The organism is Kitasatospora acidiphila (assembly GCF_006636205.1).
In the GTDB taxonomy this organism is placed as follows: domain Bacteria; phylum Actinomycetota; class Actinomycetes; order Streptomycetales; family Streptomycetaceae; genus Kitasatospora; species Kitasatospora acidiphila.
In genome coordinates this window covers 8,052,218-8,071,463 of record NZ_VIGB01000003.1, presented here as the reverse complement: position 1 = coordinate 8,071,463, position 19,246 = coordinate 8,052,218, and the positions used below count along the sequence as shown (strand labels likewise).

The 19,246-nt window shown below is 71.4% G+C and carries 18 protein-coding genes and 1 pseudogene; 9 read left to right on the top strand and 10 right to left on the bottom strand.

Annotated features, from left to right (window positions below; translation table 11 throughout):
• The first annotated feature begins 217 nt into the window (after positions 1–217).
• Positions 218–1,387, top strand: coding sequence for a cytochrome P450 family protein (locus tag E6W39_RS38090; protein ID WP_141637351.1), 1,170 nt, complete (start codon positions 218–220; stop codon positions 1,385–1,387).
• 452 nt (positions 1,388–1,839) lie between these two features.
• On the top strand, positions 1,840–2,616 hold the full coding sequence (locus E6W39_RS38080) for a DUF427 domain-containing protein (RefSeq protein WP_141637350.1): 777 nt from the start codon (positions 1,840–1,842) through the stop codon (positions 2,614–2,616).
• A gap of 65 nt (positions 2,617–2,681) precedes the next feature.
• Here the strand turns inward: E6W39_RS38080 and E6W39_RS38075 are convergent, their stop codons facing one another.
• The gene (locus tag E6W39_RS38075) at positions 2,682–3,047 is read right to left on the bottom strand and encodes an AfsR/SARP family transcriptional regulator (RefSeq protein WP_181799645.1); all 366 of its coding nucleotides are present in this window, start codon (positions 3,045–3,047) and stop codon (positions 2,682–2,684) included.
• Positions 3,048–3,698: 651 nt separating this feature from the next.
• Between E6W39_RS38075 and ssuE the strand changes: the two genes are divergently transcribed.
• Complete coding sequence (gene ssuE, locus E6W39_RS38070) at positions 3,699–4,253, top strand: NADPH-dependent FMN reductase (protein ID WP_141637348.1); 555 nt, start codon at positions 3,699–3,701, stop codon at positions 4,251–4,253.
• A 29-nt stretch (positions 4,254–4,282) separates the two neighbouring features.
• Here ssuE and E6W39_RS38065 read toward each other — a convergent pair.
• Both E6W39_RS38065 and E6W39_RS38060 read right to left on the bottom strand, forming a co-directional pair.
• A pseudogene (locus E6W39_RS38065) lies at positions 4,283–6,198 on the bottom strand (FAD/NAD(P)-binding protein).
• A complete protein-coding gene (locus E6W39_RS38060; RefSeq protein WP_141637347.1) occupies positions 6,195–7,097 on the bottom strand; it encodes an amino acid ABC transporter permease in 903 nt (300 codons plus the stop codon). Before E6W39_RS38060 ends, E6W39_RS38065 begins: the two are co-directional and overlap by 4 nt.
• A gap of 603 nt (positions 7,098–7,700) precedes the next feature.
• On the opposite strand from E6W39_RS38060, the gene E6W39_RS38055 reads away from it, so the two are divergent.
• The 3 genes from E6W39_RS38055 to E6W39_RS38045 are packed head-to-tail and all read left to right on the top strand — an operon-like array spanning position 7,701 to position 10,589.
• Positions 7,701–8,861: an LLM class flavin-dependent oxidoreductase gene (locus tag E6W39_RS38055; RefSeq protein ID WP_141637346.1), complete on the top strand. Its 1,161-nt coding sequence runs from the start codon at positions 7,701–7,703 to the stop codon at positions 8,859–8,861.
• Entirely contained in the window at positions 8,858–9,769 is a 912-nt protein-coding gene (locus E6W39_RS38050) for an ABC transporter substrate-binding protein (RefSeq protein WP_141637345.1), read from the top strand. The genes E6W39_RS38055 and E6W39_RS38050 overlap by 4 nt, the downstream gene beginning before the upstream one ends.
• A gap of 52 nt (positions 9,770–9,821) precedes the next feature.
• Entirely contained in the window at positions 9,822–10,589 is a 768-nt protein-coding gene (locus E6W39_RS38045; RefSeq protein WP_323809140.1) for an amino acid ABC transporter ATP-binding protein, read from the top strand.
• Positions 10,590–10,662: 73 nt separating this feature from the next.
• Here E6W39_RS38045 and E6W39_RS38040 read toward each other — a convergent pair whose 3' ends face one another.
• Positions 10,663–11,412 carry a dienelactone hydrolase family protein gene (locus E6W39_RS38040; RefSeq protein WP_141637344.1) on the bottom strand — a complete coding sequence of 250 codons (750 nt, stop codon included), beginning with the start codon at positions 11,410–11,412 and terminating at the stop codon, positions 10,663–10,665.
• Positions 11,413–11,520: 108 nt separating this feature from the next.
• On the opposite strand from E6W39_RS38040, the gene E6W39_RS38035 reads away from it, so the two are divergent.
• On the top strand, positions 11,521–12,003 hold the full coding sequence (locus E6W39_RS38035; RefSeq protein WP_141637343.1) for a MarR family winged helix-turn-helix transcriptional regulator: 483 nt from the start codon (positions 11,521–11,523) through the stop codon (positions 12,001–12,003).
• 23 nt (positions 12,004–12,026) lie between these two features.
• Here the strand turns inward: E6W39_RS38035 and E6W39_RS38030 are convergent, their stop codons facing one another.
• The 4 genes from E6W39_RS38030 to E6W39_RS43280 all read right to left on the bottom strand — a co-directional run bounded on the left by E6W39_RS38030 (position 12,027) and on the right by E6W39_RS43280 (position 16,587).
• The gene (locus tag E6W39_RS38030) at positions 12,027–13,211 is read right to left on the bottom strand and encodes an aromatic ring-hydroxylating oxygenase subunit alpha (protein WP_141637342.1); all 1,185 of its coding nucleotides are present in this window, start codon (positions 13,209–13,211) and stop codon (positions 12,027–12,029) included.
• Between the two features lie 57 nt (positions 13,212–13,268).
• Entirely contained in the window at positions 13,269–14,771 is a 1,503-nt protein-coding gene (gene hpnR, locus E6W39_RS38025) for a hopanoid C-3 methylase HpnR (RefSeq protein WP_141637341.1), read from the bottom strand.
• Positions 14,772–15,103: 332 nt separating this feature from the next.
• Positions 15,104–16,042: a SulP family inorganic anion transporter gene (locus E6W39_RS43285; protein WP_141637340.1), complete on the bottom strand. Its 939-nt coding sequence runs from the start codon at positions 16,040–16,042 to the stop codon at positions 15,104–15,106.
• Entirely contained in the window at positions 16,039–16,587 is a 549-nt protein-coding gene (locus E6W39_RS43280; protein WP_181799644.1) for a SulP family inorganic anion transporter, read from the bottom strand. Before E6W39_RS43280 ends, E6W39_RS43285 begins: the two co-directional genes overlap by 4 nt.
• Positions 16,588–16,788: 201 nt before the next feature.
• Between E6W39_RS43280 and E6W39_RS40095 the strand changes: the two genes are divergently transcribed.
• Positions 16,789–16,932: a hypothetical protein gene (locus E6W39_RS40095; RefSeq protein ID WP_181799643.1), complete on the top strand. Its 144-nt coding sequence runs from the start codon at positions 16,789–16,791 to the stop codon at positions 16,930–16,932.
• Positions 16,933–16,976: 44 nt separating this feature from the next.
• Here E6W39_RS40095 and E6W39_RS38010 read toward each other — a convergent pair whose 3' ends face one another.
• Both E6W39_RS38010 and E6W39_RS38005 read right to left on the bottom strand, forming a co-directional pair.
• The gene (locus E6W39_RS38010) at positions 16,977–17,510 is read right to left on the bottom strand and encodes a GNAT family N-acetyltransferase (RefSeq protein WP_141637338.1); all 534 of its coding nucleotides are present in this window, start codon (positions 17,508–17,510) and stop codon (positions 16,977–16,979) included.
• A 61-nt stretch (positions 17,511–17,571) separates the two neighbouring features.
• Entirely contained in the window at positions 17,572–18,162 is a 591-nt protein-coding gene (locus E6W39_RS38005; RefSeq protein ID WP_141637337.1) for a TetR family transcriptional regulator, read from the bottom strand.
• Between the two features lie 161 nt (positions 18,163–18,323).
• Here E6W39_RS38005 and E6W39_RS38000 point away from each other — a divergent pair, with 161 nt between their 5' ends.
• Positions 18,324–19,241: an MFS transporter gene (locus E6W39_RS38000; protein ID WP_323809139.1), complete on the top strand. Its 918-nt coding sequence runs from the start codon at positions 18,324–18,326 to the stop codon at positions 19,239–19,241.
• The last annotated feature ends 5 nt before the right edge of the window (positions 19,242–19,246 follow it).

The following is a 19,246-nucleotide window of genomic DNA, read 5'->3' as shown; positions in this document are numbered from 1 at the left end:
CGCGCGGCGATCACTACCCGGATCGAGCGAACCGACCACCGGTGCCGCCGACAGCTCCGGCTGAACCATTCGACCCCCATCGACTTCGAGACGATCGCGAAGCGCCACCGCCCCCGGCGGCACCCAACCCAGCTGTCACCGATCCGTGCATCGGTCCCGGCCGTTCGCGCCCGGCACCCGGTGCCCGGGCCTGGTGACATCCAGTCAGGAGGCAGCGATGCGACCCACGTTCCCCCTCACCACACCACACCACCTCGACAACGAGCCCGAAGCCGAGGCTCTGCTCGCGCAGGCTCCGGTCGTCCTCGCGACGATGGGTACGGCAGACGTCTGGCTCGCCCTTTCCTACAAGGCGGTGCGCCAGGTTCTGAGCGACAGCCGGTTCAGCCGGGAGGCGGCCACACTTCCGGGCAGCCCGCTGAAACTGTCCGTCGCCGCCGACCCGTTACTGGTCACCAGCCTGGACGGCGAGCGCCACGCCCGCCTGCGCAAGCTGATGTCGCAGGCGTTCAGCCCACGCATGGTCGATCAGCTCGAGCCACGCGTGCAGTCCATCGTGGACTCCTTGCTCGACTCCCTCGATCCAACCGCGGATCTTGTGGCAGGTCTCTGCGCTCCACTGCCGTTGATGGTCATCTGCGAGCTGCTCGGCGTGCCCTACTCCGAGGCGGAGGCCATCCGTAGGTGGACCAGGCGGCTGTTCGTCACGGACATCACTTCGGACGAACTGCGGGCCGCACAGAGCGAGATGCAGGACTGGCTCGCCGATCTGGTGCGTCAGAAGCGGGCGCAGCCGGACAACGGGTTGATCTCGGCGATGGTCGCCGCCAACGACGAGGGCGACCACCTCACCGAACCCGAGCTGCTGGCCAACCTCGAGGGCCTGCTGATCGCCGGCCACGAGACGACCGTCAACCAGCTGGGCAACTCGTTGCTGACCCTGCTGCGCCACCCGGACCAACTCGCGCTGCTGCGGTCGTCACCGGACCTGATCGGACCGGCGGTCGACGAACTACTGCGCTACAGCAGGCTTTTCACCTCGGCCGAGGTCCGGGTCACGACCGATCCCGTCGATCTGGAGGGCGTCGAACTGGGGGCGGGCGAACCGGTGTTGCCGGTCATCGTCGCGGCCAACCGCGACCCCGGTGTGTACCCGGATCCCGGCCGGTTCGACATCACGCGCGAAGGACCGGCAGCGCACCTCGCCTTCGGGCACGGACCGCACTTCTGCCTCGGCGCGATATTGGCCCGCCGGGAGATGCGGGTGGCGATCGGGTCCGTGGTGAATCGGTATCCGGGACTGCGCCTCGCCGTTGACGAGTCCGAGCTCACCTACGTGCCGGAACTGGTCTTCCGCGGCCTGCAGGCGTTGCCGGTCACTTGGTGATCCGTGGCCTCTCGCTACCGCAGGCGCGGGGATTGGACGGGATCGACCGGTCGGGGCACGACACGGCCGATGGCCCTTCCACCACCTTCGACCTGCGGTACGACCGGCACGGCGAACTCGTCGGCGTCCATGCGGTCTACGGGGCCGCCGAGCGGTTGACGGCCCACGCTCTCGCCCACGTGTACCAGCACCCTGACCATCAGTACCACGTGTGCTGCCGCCGGCCTCTCGACGCGGCGGCTGTCCTCGACCGGCTCGCGGAGCGCGGCGCTGGCTTCGGCGAAGACTCCTTCCCGAGGGATTCGATACGCCTCCGCGGAGCGACCGGACGGCCGACGACGCGCCGACAGGTAGGCACCAGCACAACGGCATGGGACTGCGGTGTCGTGGTTGACTGTCGACTGGGGCGCAGGCGTCCGGGCCGCGCCTGCCGATGAGGAGGCGGGACTCTGATGGACGATCAGCTGAAGCTGCCGCCGGTGACCATGCCGGTCAACCATGTGGAGCCGGTGCCCCGGCGGGTCCGCGCGGTACTGGGTGGCGAGACGGTCTTCGACACCGCGCAGGCGCGCTACGTCTGGGAGAAGCCGTACTTTCCGCAGTTCTACATCCCGTTGGCCGATGTGCGGGCGGAACTGCTGGTGCCGGACGAGGAGGCCGGCTCGGATGAGAGTTCGCGCGGGACGGCGCAGTGGTTCGGGCTGCGGGTGGGTGAGGTGCTGCGGCCGCGGGCCGCGCGGGTGATGGGCGAGTCGCCGGTCCCGGGGCTCAGTGGCACCGTGCGGTTCACCTGGGCCGCGCTGGACGCCTGGTACGAGGAGGACGAGCAGGTCTTCGTGCACCCGCGCAACCCGTATGTGCGAGTGGACGCGTTGCGTTCCACCCGGACCGTACGGGTGGAGCGCAACGGAGTGGTGCTGGCCGAGTCCTCGTCGCCGGTGCTGGTCTTCGAGACCCTGCTTCCGACCCGGTACTACCTCAATCGCACCGATGTCGACTTCAGCAGACTGGAGCCCAGCGACACCGTCACCCGCTGCCCCTACAAGGGCACCACCAGCGGCTACTGGTCCGCCAGGATCGGCGACCGCCTGCACCCCGACCTCGCCTGGTGCTACGACTTCCCCACCCGCGAGGTACAGCCGATCGCCGGCCTGATCGCCTTCTACAACGAGCGCGTCGACCTGTTCGTCGACGGCAAACAGCTCGAGCGCCCCAAGTACCCTTCATAGCCGCCGGGTCGGCGGGGCACGGGGGCAAGAGACGGTGGCAGCCGGTAGCGTCCACCGGGGGCCGACTACTCGATCAGGTGGACGGACTCCAGGGCCCGCGGCAGCGGCCGGGCCAGTGCCGCGGCGAACGCCGTCGCGTCCAGGTCCGCCTCGTCGACCGCGAGCCGGTAGCCCGCCGGTTCGAAGGTGGGCAGGCGCGAGCCCGCCGGCGGGAGCACCTGCCGGCGGGCGGAGACCACCTTGTGCACTTGGGCGCGGGCGGTCTGCGGCGGGGCCTCACCCCACAGCGCGTCCACCATCCGGTCGATGCTCACCGGACGGTTGGTGTTGGCCAGTAGCAGAGCCAGCCCGGCGCGTTGGCGAGGTCTGGGGACCTCCACCGAAGCGCCGTCGAACCGGACCTCGAACAACCCCAGAATCCCGTACTGCACTCGTTCTCCTCCCCCGTGTCCAGGTCTGGTGCGCCGGCCGGCGGGGCCGTCGCACGCTGGACCACGCCCCTCCGCCGCAGTCGTTCGAGCTTTACAGCACGAACGTTCGTCAGCATAAGGCGGCCGACTCGTTATCCGTCAGCACCGAGAGGTGTACCGCCGATTGCGGTTGCGGTTGCCGGTGATCAGGCTGGCGTTCTGGCCGGTCAGCGCACCACGCCAAGGACCCGCCATATCGCCGCCACTTGACCGGCGGCTCGCAGCAGCCCCCTTGTGCAGTGATCTCCCTGAGCCACTGCGAGAGCCATCCGCTCCACCAGGGCGATCACCACGGGGCGATGAGAACGGTCCATCGTTGACGAAGCGGCGGGATGTCCTGCATGCTCCTGCTGTGAGTCAAGCTCAGAGCCTTGTGGCGCGCCTGCACGTCGATCTGCGACGGCACGCGAGCGCCCTCTGTCCGGTCGGTCGCTGATCCCCGCCTGAGCTCGTTCCACCGTTGCCCGCCCCGGATGATCCGTTCGGTTTCAGGTCCGGGAGCGGAATCGTCTCGCCGCGCGATGAACCGTCGAGTCCGACTCCCGGTATCGCCATGCGAATTCTCCACCGCGCGCACGTGCCTGCGGCCAGTTCCCGAGCCTGGAGCAGCAGATGACCTCTGTCCTCGCCATATCCGGAAGCCCGTCCGTCGATTCCCGTACCGCTCTGGTCACCGGACACCTGGTGAACCAGCTCGCCGCGAGAGGCATCGCGGCACGGCAGCTCGCTGTGCGCGAGCTGCCCGCAACCGAGTTGCTCGCGGGGCGGTCGGACAGTCCGGCCATCCGTGCCGCGGCGGACGCGCTCGCCACGGCCGAGGGGGTCATCGTCGCCACACCCGTCTACAAGGCGTCCTACACGGGCCTGCTCAAGTCCTTCCTCGACCTGCTGCCGCAGTCGGGTCTGGCCGGGAAGGCCGTGCTGCCGGTGGCCACCGGCGGGAGCCTCGCCCATCTGCTGGCGATCGACTACGCCCTGCGGCCGGTGCTGTCGGCCCTGGGTGCGCGGCATGTGGTCGCCGGTTGCTTCCTGCTCGACAAGGACGTCGAGCGGCTGGCCGGCGGTGCGGCCCGGATCCGCCCCGAGGCCGAACTCCGGCTGCTGGACGCCCTCGACGGCTTCGTCGACGCGCTCACCATCAGGACCGGTCTGACCCGCGCCCGCTGAGCCGTGCCGAGGGGCGGTGGGGCCGACACTCACCGCCCCGGCACAGGGAGACATGCCTCCTCGGCCAGGCTGCGCAGGATCGCCCGCGCCGCGGCGTCGTTCTGCCGGAAGGCCGGCGCATTGGTGCCGGGCCGGGCGAAGGCCGCGTAGGCCCGGCCGTTGGTGTGCGGGCCGAGGGCGCGGCGCCGGGGGTGCGGGGCGCCGCCCAGGGTGGGGTCGAGCATCCGGCCGTCGGGCGGTGAGACCGCCACCAGGCCGGAGCGGTGGGTGCCGGTGTCGTCCGCGACCACCTCCTCGGCGATCTCGCCCACCCGGTGCAGTTCGCGCAGCAGCGGATCGTCCGTGCGGGCCGGCGTGTGCTTCGGCAGGTACCCCTCGATCAGCGCGTCGGCCCGCACCACCCGCCCGGGCACGGTCGGGCTGGTCGCGAGGAAGCTGCCCGCCGCCTCGTCCGCGCTCACCCGGATGTCCGCGCCGAGGAAGCGCACCACGCCCGCCTCGGACAGCGCGAGCAGTTGGCGCAGCCGGAAGCCGGGCGGCCCGGAGGCGAGGAAGTTGAAGAACCCGCTCCACCAGCCGTCCAGCTCCTCGGCGATCGAGCGGGCGGTGAGCCGCCCCGAGGAGACCACCCGGGGCAGCTGGCCGAAGAGCGAGAGCAGGGCGAGGAACGCTCCCAGGTCGGCGCTGTACGCCGGGTCGGACCGCCGGTCCGCGTCGTCGGCGATGTGGTCCCGCAGCTGCTTCTGCAACTGCTCGGCGGTGTCGAACTCCAGCTGGGCGAGCGGCCGGTCCAGTGCCTCGAAGTCCAGCCGGTCGGCGGGCTCGGGGACCGCGACGCCGATCAGCTGGGCCAGCGTCGGGGAGTACCAGTCGAGCCGGTCGTAGGCGGCCAGGAAGTCCGCCCAGGGCAGGGCGGTGCGTTCGGGGTGGGCGTGGAACAGCTCGTGGTAGTAGCCGAAGCCGATCTCCTTGGCCATCAACGGCCATATGTCGCGCCGGAATTCCAGTCGGTGCGGCCGATCGAGCAGCTCGTCCACCACGGTGGCGCCGAAGTACCGCGGCAGCGTTGCCGGTGGGCCTGCAGCCGGTAGGCGGTCTTGGAGTGGTACGGGACGCCTCGGCGCGAGCCCACGTGGATCACCGGTTCCTGCCCGGACGGGCGGTAGACCAGCTCGGTCCCGGCCTGCTCGAACCGGCCGCCGCGGCCCTCGGTGAGCAGCACCATCAGGTCGATGAAGGCCAGGCCGAAGCCGCGCACGATCACCGGTTCGCCTGGGGCGAGGCCGGACAGGTCGACGTCCGAGGAGAAGGCGGGCGGGAGGTGGAACAGGCCGTGCCGGGCCGCGAAGTCCGCCATCTCCTGGTGCCGGGAGTCGGGTGCCGAGCCCAGATGGCCGAGGGTCAGGACGACTTGGTCCGCCAGCAGGGTGGTGTTGGTCAGCCGCACCTCCTGCGGCCCGTCGGTCGGCCCGGCGAGCGAGACCACACTCGCCTGGTGGACGGTGACGGTGATGTGCTCGGGGCGGTCGGCGAGCGTGCGCCGGAACACCCAGTGCAGATAGGCGCCTTGGGCCCGCCGGGTCGGGAAGTCGGTGGGCGACAGGGCGGCCAGCTCGGCGGCCACCCCGGGATCCGCCGGCAGCTCGTACGGCTCGGACTCGCGGATCCGCTGCGCCCATTCGGCGAGTGACGGGCCTGGGCGCACTGGTCCTTCGATGGTGGAGCTCGGGTCGGTGAACATCGTGACGTCTTCGGCCATCGAGTTCATCCGCAGCAGCGGCGACTGCGCGTGGCGCCAGATCCGGCCGGCGCCCGGCGGGTGCGGGTCGACCAGGTGGATGTGCAGGCGCCGGTCCGCCGGGAGGAGTTCCGGCGCGTTGGCGACGATCCGTTCCAGCAGGCCGGTTGCGCGCGGTCCCGCGCCCACGATCACCAAGGTGCTCATGCCGCACCGCCCGGCCGGTGGCCGCGGGCGTAGTACCGCTCCAGGTAGTGCTGGCCGACGGCGAGCACACTGGTGACCGCGAGGTACCAGAGGGTCGCGACCGTCAGCAGCGGGATGATCTGGTAGGTCTGGTTGTAGACCAACTGGACGGAGTAGAGCAGGTCGTGCACCGCCAGCACGCTCACGATGCTGGTTCCCTTGAGTGCGCCGATCAGCATGTTGCCGGCCGCGGGCACGATCGAGCGCATCGCCTGCGGCAGGACGATCCGGCGCAGCACGCGCAGCCGACCGAGCCCCAGCGACTGAGCGGCCTCCAGTTGCCCGCGCTCCACCGACAGGATCCCGCCGCGCACCACCTCGGCGGCGAACGCGGCCTCCAGCAGTGTGAGTCCGACCACGGCGGTCACCGTCGGACCGAGCAGGTTGACCGTCCTGACGTGGGCCAACTCCGGCCCGCCGAACGGGATGCGCAGGCTCAGCGTCGGATAGAGCGCGCCGATGTTGAAGAAGAACAGCAGCTGCACCAGCGGCGGTGTCGAGCGGAAGACCCAGATGTAGGCCCAACTCACCCGCCGCAGCACTGGGTTGTCGGACATCCGGAGCACCGCCAGGCCGGTGCCGAGGAGGAAGCCCAGGGCCAGCGTCACGGCGGTCAGCCAGAGCGTGAGCAGCAGGCCGTCCAGGATCGCGGCGGAGGTGAAGTAGTGGCCGACCACGGCCCATTGGAAGGCGGCGTTGCGGACCAGCGAGTCCAGTACCGCCAGCACGAGCAGCGCTACGAGCGCACCCGCGAGGAGCCGGCCGGGGCGTCGGCGCACGACGATCGCGGCGGCGGGGTCGGGGGCCGGTTCGGCCGGTGCGGCGTTGGTGGCGGGCAGGATGTCCTGCGGCATGGCCATGAGGGCGGACTCCAGAGCGGCAGAGTGGATCACGGGCTGCCATCACGCACAACCGCGTCCCTCAACGCGGCCGGGCACTGGGCCCGTTGCTCACTCGCTCCGCCTACGATCGTACGGGGCAGCCGACTTGCCCTGTCAAGGAACCGGCGGGAGTCCCGGTGGTCGGACGGTGGTTGACGAACTCCCGCTTCACTGCTCAACTTACGCCATGAACGCCGCCCAGCCCCTGGTCACCCGCGACCACATCGACTTCGGTCGGGTGTGGTCCGCGGCGTGTCGCGGCTGACCCGGCAGCGGGCCGTCTGACCGGCCCACCAGCGACCGGCGGGCGCCAGCGAGTGCTGGAGCCGCCCCGGGTCGCTGTCTCCTTCGGAGACCTCCCTCGGTCGCCCCGTCGCGGGCCGGGAACCCCGTCCAGCCATCCGCTCCCTGTGCGCGGATGTCACCGCACGGACGGACATCGGGCGCACGCTGCCGTCCTCCCCCTCGCCGCTCGCTCCAGCTGACCGGCCATCACACGCACCTGATTCCGCTCTGCCGTACGCCGACGGCCCCTGGTTGTCGGCCAGTTCAGCATCCCACCCTCCGAAAGGCCCAACCGTCATGCCTGTCGAGTTCCTGGGAATCGCCGCCACCGCCGACGGCTCGGAGACCACCGCCCGCACCACCGCCGCCTTCGACCGCGACTACACCCTGCGGCTGGCCCGCGCCCACGAGGACAACGGCTGGGACCGCGTCCTGTTCGCCTACGGCGCCGGCTCTCCGGACCCCGCCCCGGCGGCCGCGTACCTCGCCGGCAGGCTGGAGCGGCTGCAGATCCTGCTCGCGCACCGGCCCAACGTCTCCTACCCCACCTTCGCCGCCAAGACCTTCGCCACTCTCGACCAGATCAGCGGCGGTCGCCTGACCGTGCACTTCATCACCGGCGGCAATGACCACGAGCAGCAGCGCGAGGGCGACTTCCTGACGAAGGACCAGCGCTACGACCGGACCCGCGAGTACATCCGGATCGTCAAGAAGATCTGGACCAGCAGGGAGCCGTTCGACCACGATGGCGAGTACTACCGCTTCCAGGACTTCGTCTCCGACGTCTTCCCGGTCCAGCAGCCCCGGCCGAACGTCTCGTTCGGCGGCTCCTCCCCCGCCGCCTATGCGGCCGGCGGCGCCGAGGCGGACATCTACTGCCTGTGGGGGGAGCCGCTGGATCGCACAGCCGAGCAGATCGAGGCCGTGAAGGCGGCGGGGCGCGCGGCGGGTCGGACGGACGTTCCGCGCATCCAGGTGGCCTTCCGCCCGATCATCGCGCCGACCGAGGAGCTGGCGTGGGAGAAGGCCTACCGGACCGTCGACGCCATCAACGCCCGCAAGGCGAACGGCGATCAGCTGGTCCGCCGCCGGTACCAGCCTGCGGCCGACGGCAGCTACCGGCCGGAGAACACCGGCTCGCAGCGCCTGTTGGAGATCGCGAAGGCGGGCGAGCGCTACGACCGCGCCCTGTGGACACCGACCGCGGCCGCCACCGGGGGTGCGGGCAACTCCAACGCCCTGGTCGGCACTCCCGAGACGGTCGCCCAGGCGCTGCTGGACTACTACGACTTGGGCGTCGACATCCTCTCCGCGCGCGGCTACGACCTGCTGAACGACGCGATCGACTTCGGCCGGTACGTCATCCCGATCGTCCGCGAGGAGGTCGCCAGGCGGGACGCGGCGAAGGCGGCCCGCGCCGAGCAGGACCGCCACCAGCTGATCGCGTTCCAGGCATGACCAGAGCCGTACTCGCCGCCGCCGCGGTGGCCGCCGCTGCCGTGCTGCTGGCCGGCTGCGCCTCCAACGCCACTGCGCCGGCCGGCACTTCGAGCCAGGACGTGGTCACGGGTGAGCAGCAGGTGGACGCCATCGCGGCGCTGCTGCCCGCGCAGGTGCGCGGGGCCGGGAGCGTCAAGGTCGGCAGTTCCTTCGGCTACCCGCCGTCCGCGTTCTACTCGGACCCGGCGACGAAGCAGCCGGCCGGCGTCGACATCGACATCACCGATGCCGTCGCCAAGGTCCTCGGCATCCGCGTCGAGCGCCAGGAGGCGGCCTTCGAGAGCATCCTGCCGGCGCTCGGCAGCGGCAAGTTCGACGTCGGCACCGGCAACTTCGGTGTCACCAGCGCCCGTTTGAAGAGCATCGACTTCGTCACCTACATCGACGACGGCCAGGGCTTCGCGGTGCGCAAGGACAACACCGCCGTCCAGCCCGTCACCGACCTGACCCAGCTCTGCGGGCTGACCATCGGCACCGGTGCGGGCACCACCTTCGAGAGCACCCTGAACGCCAAGAAGGACGTCTGCACGGGCGCCGGCAAGAAGCCCTTCGAGGTGAAGGTCTACTCCGACACCGCCGCCATCCTCAGCAGCCTGCAGCAGGGCCGGGTGGACGTCGTCATGTCGACCATCAACGGCCTGCGCTACCAGGCCGCCCAACCCGCCGCCGGTACCAGGTTCCTGAGCGAGTTCCACCGGCTCGACGTCGGCTTCGCCTTCAAGAAGGGCTCGCCGCTCACCCCCGCCTTCCAGGCCGCCGTCAACCAGCTGATCAAGGACGGCACCTACGACCGGATCCTGCGGAAGTGGGCCGTCACCGGCTCCGCCATCGAGGAGTCCCGGATCAGCCCACCCGAGCACCCCTGAGGACGACCGGCATGACCGCCGCGCCCCCGAACCCGACTGCGAGGAGCCTGTGATGAGCAGTGACGTGATGGTCGACATCCGGGGCGTCCACAAGAGCTTCGGCCGGCTGGAGGTGCTGCGCGGCGTCGACCTCCAGGTCGCGGCCGGCTCGGTCACGGTCGTCCTGGGCCCGTCCGGTTCCGGCAAGTCCACCCTGCTCCGGGCGGTCAACCACCTGGAGAAGCTCGACCGGGGCCATGTCTCCATCGACGGCGAACTCATCGGGTACCGGTACTCGGGCGGGCGACTGCACGAGCGCCCCGAGCGTGAAGTCCTGCGCCAGCGCACCCACATCGGGTTCGTCTTCCAGAACTTCAACCTGTTCCCGCACCTGACCGTCCTGGAGAACCTCGTCGAAGCACCCGTCAGTGCCTTGAAGCGTCCCAGGGCCGAGGCGCGCGCCGCCGCCCTCGATCTGCTTGACCGGGTCGGCCTGGCCGGCAAGGCCGACGCGTACCCCCGGCAGCTGTCCGGCGGCCAGCAGCAGCGCGTGGCCATCGCCCGGGCGCTCGCACTCAAGCCCAAGGTGCTGCTCTTCGACGAGCCCACCTCGGCGCTCGACCCCGAGCTGGTCGGCGAGGTGCTCGACGTGATCAGGGACCTGGCCCGGAGCGGCACCACCATGATCGTCGTCACCCATGAGATCGGGTTCGCCCGCGAGGTGGCGGACACCGTGGTCTTCATGGACGGCGGCGTGGTGGTCGAACAGGGCCCGCCCGGCGCGGTGCTGGACCACCCCGAGCATGAGCGCACCCGTGCCTTCCTCGCCAAGGTCCTCTGATCACCGCGTGCTTCAACGGAGTTCCACTCAAGTTCCGCTCAAGGGAGTTCCGCCTCCCTCGAAGCGCGGAGCGTCAGCTGTCGGCCAGGGTGCGGCCGAGGAGCGGGAGCAGGCGGTCCCAATGGTGCTGCAGTCCGGCGGGGTTGAAGGCCGAGGTGTCGGACATGGTGAAGCCGTGGATGGTGTCGGGGTAGATCTCGCAGCTGTGGTCGACACCAGCGGCGTCCAGGGCCTGGTTGAGCTTGCTGGTGGACTCGGGCGTCATGTCGCCTTCGGCCAGGCCGAGATGGACCTGGGCGCTGAGCTCGGGGAAGACGCGGTGCGGGCTGTCGGGCGCGTCGGTGACCAGGAAAGCGGGGTGGAATCCGGCGACGGCGGCAACCTGGTCCGGGTGGGCGGCCGCGGTGCGCAGCGCCAGCATGGCACCCATGCAGTAGCCGATCGCGGCGACCGGTCCGGCGCTGACCTCGGGCTGGCCGGTGAGGAACCGGAGGTAGGCGTCGGCGTCGCGCAGGACACGTTCGGTGGCGTGAGCCTGGATCAAGGGCATCAGCTGGGCGAAGACCGCAGGCCGCTCCTCTTCCCCGATGTACGCCGGGAGTTCGATCACCGGTGCCGGGCCGTGCCGGTAGTAGAGGTTGGGGACCAGCACGTAGTAGCCGTGTCCGGCCAGCTCGCGGGCCATCTCCTCCAGCACGGGCCGCACGCCGAAGGCGTCCGGGTACAGCAGCACCCCCGGGTGCCGCCCGCCACCGTCGGGGAAAGCGGCGAAGCCGTCGGCCGTGCCGTCCGTGGTGGGAATCCGCACGTTCTTGATCGGCAAGATCTTCCTTCCGTGGAGTCCACTCAAACAACGTTAGTGGCACTAACGTTTTGGCGGAAGTGACGGTACATCGTTAGTGGGACTAACGCAATCGGTAGGATGGGCGCCATGAGCAGAGGCGAAGCCCCGGACCCGCCCGACGACGGCACGCTCCGGACACCCGAGAGGCTGCGCCGGCGGGCGAGCCGACTGCTGTCCCAACTGACCGTGCGGTCGGACCGGTTGATCACCGACGGACTGGCCGAGGCCGACAGCCGCAAGTGGCACTACGCCGTGCTCACCTCACTGCAGGAGTACGGGCCGGGCAGCCAGGCGGAGTTGAGCAGGCGCTCCGGCATCTACCGCAGCGACATGGTCGGTGTGCTCAACGAACTGGCCGAGCGTGACCTCGTCGAGCGGGCGCCCGACCCCGACGACCGGCGCCGCAACGTCATCACGATCTCCACCGAGGGCCGCCGCCGGCTGCGCCGCCTCGACAAGGTCCTGGACGACCTGCACGACGAACTGCTCGCGCCGCTGAGCCCGGCCGAACGCGACCAGTTCGTGCAGCTGCTCACCCGCCTGCTGGACCACCACACCCGGAACTCCTGAGATCTCCGGCTAGTTGGGCGCGGCTACGGCAGGGCCGGGCCGTCCGGGTGGCGCTCGGCCTGCGGTGCGGCGACGGCGCACGGCACCGCGGACTCGCCGCACCGCACGACCGGCCGAAGCGGAACTCCGTTGGCGCGCAGGAGATCCCGGACTTCGAGGATCAGCGGGAAGACCTCGTGGTTCCAGTCCTCGCCCTGCTCCTCCCAGGCCCGCTGTTCGGCCTCGACCGCCGTCCGGTCCTGGGCGAACACCCGCTCGGTGAAGCGCCGGATGAGCGGCCAGGCGAGGTGGAGCGCCCCCGGGATCGACGGCTTCGCGATCGTGAGCAGGCCGAAGGTGTTGCTGGTGCGCTGTTCGGCGTCCTTCGGCACATAGGCCGCCCAGAGCGAGAACGAGGGCAGTTCGGCGTTCTCCGGGAGGAGTTCGAGGGTCTGGTAGGGGTATTCGGTTCGGATCGTCATGAGGTCCGCCGAGTCCTTGCCGCCGATGCCCTCGCTGGCGAGGAACCCGGCTCCGCGGTCCTTCTTCCCGCCGGCATGGGTGAAGAGGTACCGGGCCTGAACCGACCGCGCGCTCTTGCGGCGTTCCAGCAGCTCCGGGTGGATCTTGCCGAGGATGCCGCGGTGCAGGAACTGGTGGTTCATGTCGAGTAGGTTCTCGTGCATGAACGAGTAGTGGCAGCGCACCAGCCGCGAGAACATCATGGTCCGGTGCTTGGCGGGATCGAGCTCGGGGAATGCGGGAAACGGCACGGTGGCCGCCTTCTCCGGGTCCCCCGGGAAGACGAACACCAGGCCGTGCGCCTCGCGGACGGGGTAGGCGCGAACGCCTTTCGGCGGCCGCTCGGTCTCCTTGGAGAGGTACGGGATCTGCGAGAGGCGGCCGTCGCCCCGGTACTGCCAGGCGTGGTAGCAGCAGCGGAGCGTGTCGCCCTCCACCACGCCCATGCTCAGCGGGACTTGGCGGTGGGCGCAGCGGTCCTCCAGGGCGTGGACGGTCCCGCTCTCGCCGCGGTACAGGGCGATCCGCTCCCCGGCGAACGCGGTGGCGAACGTCCTGCCTTTCCGCACCCTGCGGGAAGTGGCCACCGGGTACCAGTAGTCGGGGTTGATGCCGACGCGCCTGAGGTCGGCGGAGCTCCCGGAACTGCCGGGGCGGTGGTGGCCGTCGGGCTGCACCGCCGCGTCCACCGGCCAGTTGTCAGGCATGAGTTCTCCCATGGTGCGGATCATCCGAGCAGAAGGCGGGGTTGGCGCCGGCGGAACTCAGTCGGGCACCGGCGGCGCGGTGGGGCGGCGGTGGGCGGTGGGCGTGGCGTGGACGTAGAGCTGGCGCCGGTCGCCGGGCGCGGCACGGACGGGCAGGGGCAGCTCGTAGCGCACCGGCCGCTGGTGGTCGGCGACTTGCCGGTCCGGGTTGTAGACGCTGTTGAACTTGAACAGCATGCGGGCGAAGTTGGTCTGCCCGCGTGCCAGGTTGCCCGCAAGGATGCGGGCCGCGCCCAGGGCGGTGCTGACACCGAGGTGCTTGCGGTTGATCACCGCCTGGGTGCGCACCAGTTCGCGGTAGAACTCCGCCAGCGGCAGGCCGGTGGGGACCACGGCGTGCTGGATGTCGAAGAGCCGGTAGTCGAGGGTGGTCAGGCGCCGGGACTCGGTGTGCCAGATCTCGGTGCCGGGATACGGGGTCATCACGGTGAGGTGGACGATCTCCGGCACTGAGAGGGCGAACTCCCGTACCATGCGGAAGCGTTCGGCGTCCCAGGCCGGGTCGACGATGAGGTTGATGGCCACGTTGATGCCGAGGTTGCGGGCGACCTTGAGGGCGCGCACGTTCTCGTCCGGATCGATGCGCTTGCGGTACAGCTCCAGGCCTTCGGCATCGAGCGCCTCCATGCCGAGGAACATGTAGCGCAGGCCCAGGCGGGCCCAGCGCTCGAAGACCTCCTGATTGCGCAGCAGGACGTCGGAGCGGGTCTCCAGGTAGTACTGCTTGCGGATGCGGCGGCGTTCGAGTTCGGCGGCGATGGCGTCGCCGTGCTCGGGCCGGATGAACGCGACGTCGTCGACGATGAACACGTTCGGCTCGCGGATGGCGGCGAGTTCGTCGGCGGCGGCCTCGGAGGTGGCCTTGCGGTAGCTGCGCCCGTAGAACGTCCACGCGGAGCAGAACGAGCAGTCCCACGGGCAGCCGCGGGTGAACTCGATGGAGGCGCAGGGTTCGAGTTCGCCGATGAAGTAGCGGCGGCGGTGGGCGGTGAGGTCACGGGCCGGCCGGGGTTCGTCCAGGCCGTGCATCATCCTGGGCATCGGCCCGCGCCCGTCGCGGGTGACGACGCCGGGCACGCTGGTCAGGCCGCCGTCGCGCACGGCTTCGAGCAGGGGCTGCATCGCGGGCTCGCCCTCGCCGCGGACCACGGCGTCGACCGCGCCGGCGGCCTGCTCCAGGACGTGGTCGGCGACGAAGGAGACGCTGTGGCCGCCGAAGAAGACGAAGCAGTCCGGCAGGCCCTGCTTCACCCGCTGCGCGATCTCGATCGCCTCGGGGATGTTCGCCAGGTAGTTCAGCGACACGCCGACCGCTTCCGGCGCGAATTCGTCGATCACCGCGTCCAGCCGGGACCGCCGGGTCACTTGCAGGTCGACGAGGCGGACCTGGTGGCCGGCGTCGCGGGCCGCCGCGGCGACGCGCTCCAGACCGAGTGGCTCAAGCCTCAAGAAGATCTCGGAGTACATCAACGCACTCGGATGGACCAGGAGCAGTCTCACGGGCACCTCCACTTGGCATCCCGATCGAGCCTGCGCCCGCTGGCGGCGCCGCGCACTCGGGCTCGGCCATACGGCCCTATGTCGGCGGCCGCACGGGGGTCGCTAAAGGGGCGGCCGCAGCCACTCCCGGCAGCCGCTCCCCGGCTCATGGCGGCGAGCGGGTCCTTCCTGGAGCGTAGGCCCGCGCCGACCCGGCCGGTCATCGTTCGCTGGTGCGGTCACCGTTCGCTGGTGCGGTCACCGTTCGCTGATGCGGCCGCCGTTCGCTGATGCGGTCACCGTTCGCTGATGCGGCCGCCGTTCGCTGGTGCGGTCACCGTTCGCTGGTGCGGTCACTGTTTGCTGGTGCGGCCGCCGTTCGCTGGTGCGGCCGCCGACGTCGACTCGGGGTCGCCGCAGTGGGGCGCGGCGCGGCGGCGGCTTGCGGCGAGCCGGGCCAGGCATGGCAGCAGGCCCGGCAACAGCGCGTACTGCAACGGCAGTTGGGTGGACGCCAGGAAGGTGGCGACCATCGTCGCCCGCTCGCCCGGGCCACCGCACCAGGCCGCGCGGATCTCGGCTGCCCGCCCAGTGATCAGCTTGACCCCGATGACGATCAGCAGCGCCCCGATCACCGGCAGCGGGATCAGCCCGACCCCCGCCCCCAGGCCGCACAGCAGCAGCGCCAGCACACAGCCGGACGCCACCCCGGCCCAGCGGGTGCGAGCGCCCGCGCAGGCGGACACCGCGGTGCGGGAGAGCGAGCCGCCGGCCGGCAGTGCATGGCAGAACGCGCCGACCGCGTTCGCCGCCGCCTGGGCCAGCATGTCCCGCGCCCGGCCCGCCGCAGGCCCGCCGCCCACCGCAGACGGACGTGCCGGGGCGATCCCGGCAGCCTGGGCGAGCGCCACCAGCGCCACCGCGCCGGCCCCACCGACCAGACGCGGCATCGCCTGCCAGGCGGGCACCGTCAACGGCGGCACACCGTCCGGGATCCGGCCGAGCGAGCCGGCCAGCGGCACCGCGATCCCGGCGGCGTGCACCAGCGCGGCGGTGACCACCAGCGCGATCAGCACCGCGAGCGGCCGCGCACCCGGCAGTGCGTGGGCCAGCGCCCACACCAGCACGGTCAGCACCGCCACGGCGGTCACCGTGGTGGACCACGCGCCCGGGTGCGCCGCCCATGCCAGCACGCGGAGCAGCCGGTTGTGCTGGTGCGCCCGGAACCCGGTCGCGTCGTGCAGCGCCCCGGTGATGATCTGCAGCGCGATGCCCACCGAGAACCCGGTCATAGCCCGGCCGGCACCAGCCGCAGCAGCGAGCCCAGGCGCAGCAGGGCGAACAGCGCCATGGCCAGCGCGACCAGCAACGTCAGCGCCGCGACGTTGCCCGGCACGGTCGGATCCAGCCGGGCCTGCCGCAGCGCCCCGCCCGAGGTCAGGGCGATGGCGCTGGTCAGGGTGGTCACCATGAGCGGTGTCTGCGCGAGCAGCGAGCCCACCACCGCCGGCCAGACCCCCGTGTACAGCCCCGCCGCCGGGTCGAAGCCCGCCATCGCCGCGTACGCCATCCCCTCCGGCACGCTGAACAGCGCAGTGATCAACCCGGCCGCCGCATCCACCGCGCTCGGCCCGCCCAGCCGGCCGCGCCAGGGGGTGGCATCGCCGGTCGCCTCGGCGGTCACCGCCGCATCCGCCGCGCTCGGCCTGCGCAGCCGGCCGCGCCAACCGGTGGCGTGCCTGGGCACCTCACTGGGCGCCGCCGCGTCGGTGGCGGCTCGCGCTGCCGGGATGGTCACGCCACCGGTCTCGGCCCGATCCGCATCGAGCTCATCCACCTCGCGCCTCCCACGACGGCGGTGCCGAATCCGCCGACCCGTCAGCATCGGCGCCCTGCCGCCCTCCAGGTCACCAGGAGCAGGGCAGCATCGCGAAAACAGCCGCGGGCGGCGTGGGCCGTCCGGGTGCACGGGCACGGAATGCGGCGTGTCGCCGACCGGGATGCCCTATAGGGCGCTGCGCCGCCTGGGTCCTGCTGGGTGGCCTCGGTCGGTGGTCCGGCTCTCACCGCAGCCTTCGCGCTGGCCGCCCTCGGCGTGGGGTCGTCACCGACCGCCGTCGATGACCTGCACACTCCGCTGCCGTCCCGGGCCGGCCGTGCCGGGCTCGGCGCACCGCGCTGACCGGGTCGAGCCCGACCAGGTCAGCGCGGTGAGTTGACGCCGCGTCAGGCGGCGTCGAGCATCTCGGCGGTGATCGCCCAGCGCTCGTGGTCGCGCCAGGCGCCGTCGATGAAGAGGAAGTCGGGCGACAGGCCCTCCAGGCGGAAGCCGAGCCGCTTGGCCACGGTGATCGACTTGGTGTTGGCCGGCTGGGCGTTGATCTCCAGCCGGTGCAGACCGAGCGGGCCGAAGGCGTGCCGCACCGCCAGCCCGACGCCTTCGGTGACCAGCCCGCGCCCGTGCGCGAACGCGCCGTATCCCATCGCCCCGCAGCGGAATGCGCCCTGCACGATGTTGTTGATGGTCACGTAGCCGACCATCGCACCGGTGTCCGGCAGGCAGATCGCGAAGCCCTCGCGGACGGGCTCCTCCAGCCGCGTCATGTAGGCGTCGAACTCGGCGTCGGTGCGCGGCGGGGCCAGCCAGGGGTGGTGGCGTTCGGCGTTCTCCTGAGCCAGTCGGGTGAACTCGTCCCGGTCGTCGCGCCGCAGGGATCGGATGGCGACGCGGTCGCCGTGCAGAAGGTAGTCGCTGGTCATCCGATGATCGTAACGACGCGGCAGTCGATCGAACCAACGGTTAAGGATCACTGACTGCGCGTCAGGTCGACGGCTGCCCCGCCTCGGCGAGCGCTCGGACGGCCGCGACCACGGCCGGGCGCAGCCGGGCCAGGTCCGTACTGGCTGCGGCTGTGGTGTCCGTGCCCGCATCGAGGATCATCCGGCGCAGCTGCGGCATGGCCAGCGTCCAGCCGACCAGGCCGAGCGTGAAGAACAGCAGGGTGCGCGGATCGCCCTCACCGCCGCCCTCGGCTGCTCGGATCTTGTCCTGGTAGTGGCGGGTGCGCCCCGGCTCGTCGGGCACCGGCCGATCGCCCAGCTCCAGCGCCTCCCAGAGCAGCAGTCGCAGTGCCTGGGGGTGCGCGAGGTGGTAGTCGAAGAGGCGGCCGGCGTACTCCCCGAGGTCCTCGCCGGTCGGCGGAACGGCCTCGGCCAGCTCGGTCAGCAGTTGCTCGAGCACGGCCGCGAAGAGCCGGTCCTTGTCGCCGAAGTAGTCGTAGATGGCGCGCTTGTTGGCCTGGGCGGCGGCGGCGATCCGATCCACCCGGGCCCCCGCCACACCGTGCTCGGCGAACTCGGCCGCGGCTGCGGTGAGGATGCGGGCCTTGGTCGCCTGGGAGTCGTATGCCACGGATGCATGCTAGCCGAGCAGGCAACGAACTGGTTCGTTTAAGGCCCAGAGCCTGCCTTGCCATTCGAACGAACCAGTTCGTTTGACAGCCACCCCGCCACCGTGTGAGCCTCATGTTATTCCGAACCAACCAGTTCGCTCGATGGAGGGCCCGCCCTGCCATGCCCGCATCCCCGCACCCCCGGCTTCCGCTGATCATGGCTCTGGCCTGCGGCGTCGCCGTGGCCAACGTCTACTTCCCGCAGGCCCTGACCCCGCTGATCGCCCACGGCTTCGCCGTCTCCCCCACCACCGCCGCGACGGTCGCCACCGTGGCCCAGCTGGGGTACGCCGCCGGGATCTTCCTGCTGGTGCCGCTCGGCGACCGGCTGCCCCGGCGGCCGCTGATCGGCACCCTGCTCGCCGCCACCACCGCGGCCCTGCTCGCGGCCGGCCTGGCCCCCTCGCTGGGCTTCCTGCTCGCCGCCGGCGCGGTGGTCGGCGCCGCCACCGTCGTGCCGCAGCTGCTCATCCCGCTGGCCGCCGGCCTGGTCGCCCCGGAGCGGCGCGGCGCGGTGATCGGCACCCTGCAGGGCGGACTGATCGGCGGCATCCTGCTCGCCCGCACTTTCGGGGCGACCCTTGGCGGCGCGCTCGGCTGGCGCGCCCCCTATCTGGTCGCGGCCGCGCTCACCGCCCTGCTGACCGTCGTCCTCACCAAGGCCCTGCCGCCCGGGCCCAGCCCTGCCGGTACCGAGCGCTACCCCGCCCTGCTCGCCCAGACCGTGCGCCTGCTGGCGAGCGAGCCCGCGCTGCGCCGCTCCGCGCTCTACCAGGCCACCCTGTTCGCCGGGTTCAGCGCGGCCTGGACGGCGCTGGCCCTGCTGGTCACCGGCCCCACCTACCACCTCGGCGCGCAGGCCGTGGGCCTGCTCGCGCTGATCGGCGCCGCCAGCATGCTCACCGCACCGGCCGCCGGGCGGCTCGCGGACCGGCACGGCTCCGACCGGGTCAACCTCGGCTGCATCCTCGGCGCCCTCCTCGCGGCCGCCGTGCTCGGCCTGGGCGGCCTCGGGGGATCGCCGGGCTGGCCGCGCTGACCGCC

What these genes read in the sequence shown, in the direction of transcription:
- E6W39_RS38050 (WP_141637345.1), top strand. Translation starts at nt 8,858, where the DNA reads ATGACCAGAGCCGTACTCGCCGCCGCCGCGGTGGCCGCCGCTGCCGTG.
- E6W39_RS38000 (WP_323809139.1), top strand. Translation starts at nt 18,324, where the DNA reads ATGCCCGCATCCCCGCACCCCCGGCTTCCGCTGATCATGGCTCTGGCC.
- ssuE (WP_141637348.1), top strand. Translation starts at nt 3,699, where the DNA reads ATGACCTCTGTCCTCGCCATATCCGGAAGCCCGTCCGTCGATTCCCGT.
- E6W39_RS38055 (WP_141637346.1), top strand. Translation starts at nt 7,701, where the DNA reads ATGCCTGTCGAGTTCCTGGGAATCGCCGCCACCGCCGACGGCTCGGAG.
- E6W39_RS38010 (WP_141637338.1), bottom strand. Translation starts at nt 17,510, where the DNA reads ATGACCAGCGACTACCTTCTGCACGGCGACCGCGTCGCCATCCGATCC.
- E6W39_RS38030 (WP_141637342.1), bottom strand. Translation starts at nt 13,211, where the DNA reads ATGCCTGACAACTGGCCGGTGGACGCGGCGGTGCAGCCCGACGGCCAC.
- E6W39_RS38080 (WP_141637350.1), top strand. Translation starts at nt 1,840, where the DNA reads ATGGACGATCAGCTGAAGCTGCCGCCGGTGACCATGCCGGTCAACCAT.
- E6W39_RS38035 (WP_141637343.1), top strand. Translation starts at nt 11,521, where the DNA reads ATGAGCAGAGGCGAAGCCCCGGACCCGCCCGACGACGGCACGCTCCGG.
- E6W39_RS38045 (WP_323809140.1), top strand. Translation starts at nt 9,822, where the DNA reads ATGAGCAGTGACGTGATGGTCGACATCCGGGGCGTCCACAAGAGCTTC.
- E6W39_RS43285 (WP_141637340.1), bottom strand. Translation starts at nt 16,042, where the DNA reads ATGACCGGGTTCTCGGTGGGCATCGCGCTGCAGATCATCACCGGGGCG.
- E6W39_RS38060 (WP_141637347.1), bottom strand. Translation starts at nt 7,097, where the DNA reads ATGGCCATGCCGCAGGACATCCTGCCCGCCACCAACGCCGCACCGGCC.
- E6W39_RS38090 (WP_141637351.1), top strand. Translation starts at nt 218, where the DNA reads ATGCGACCCACGTTCCCCCTCACCACACCACACCACCTCGACAACGAG.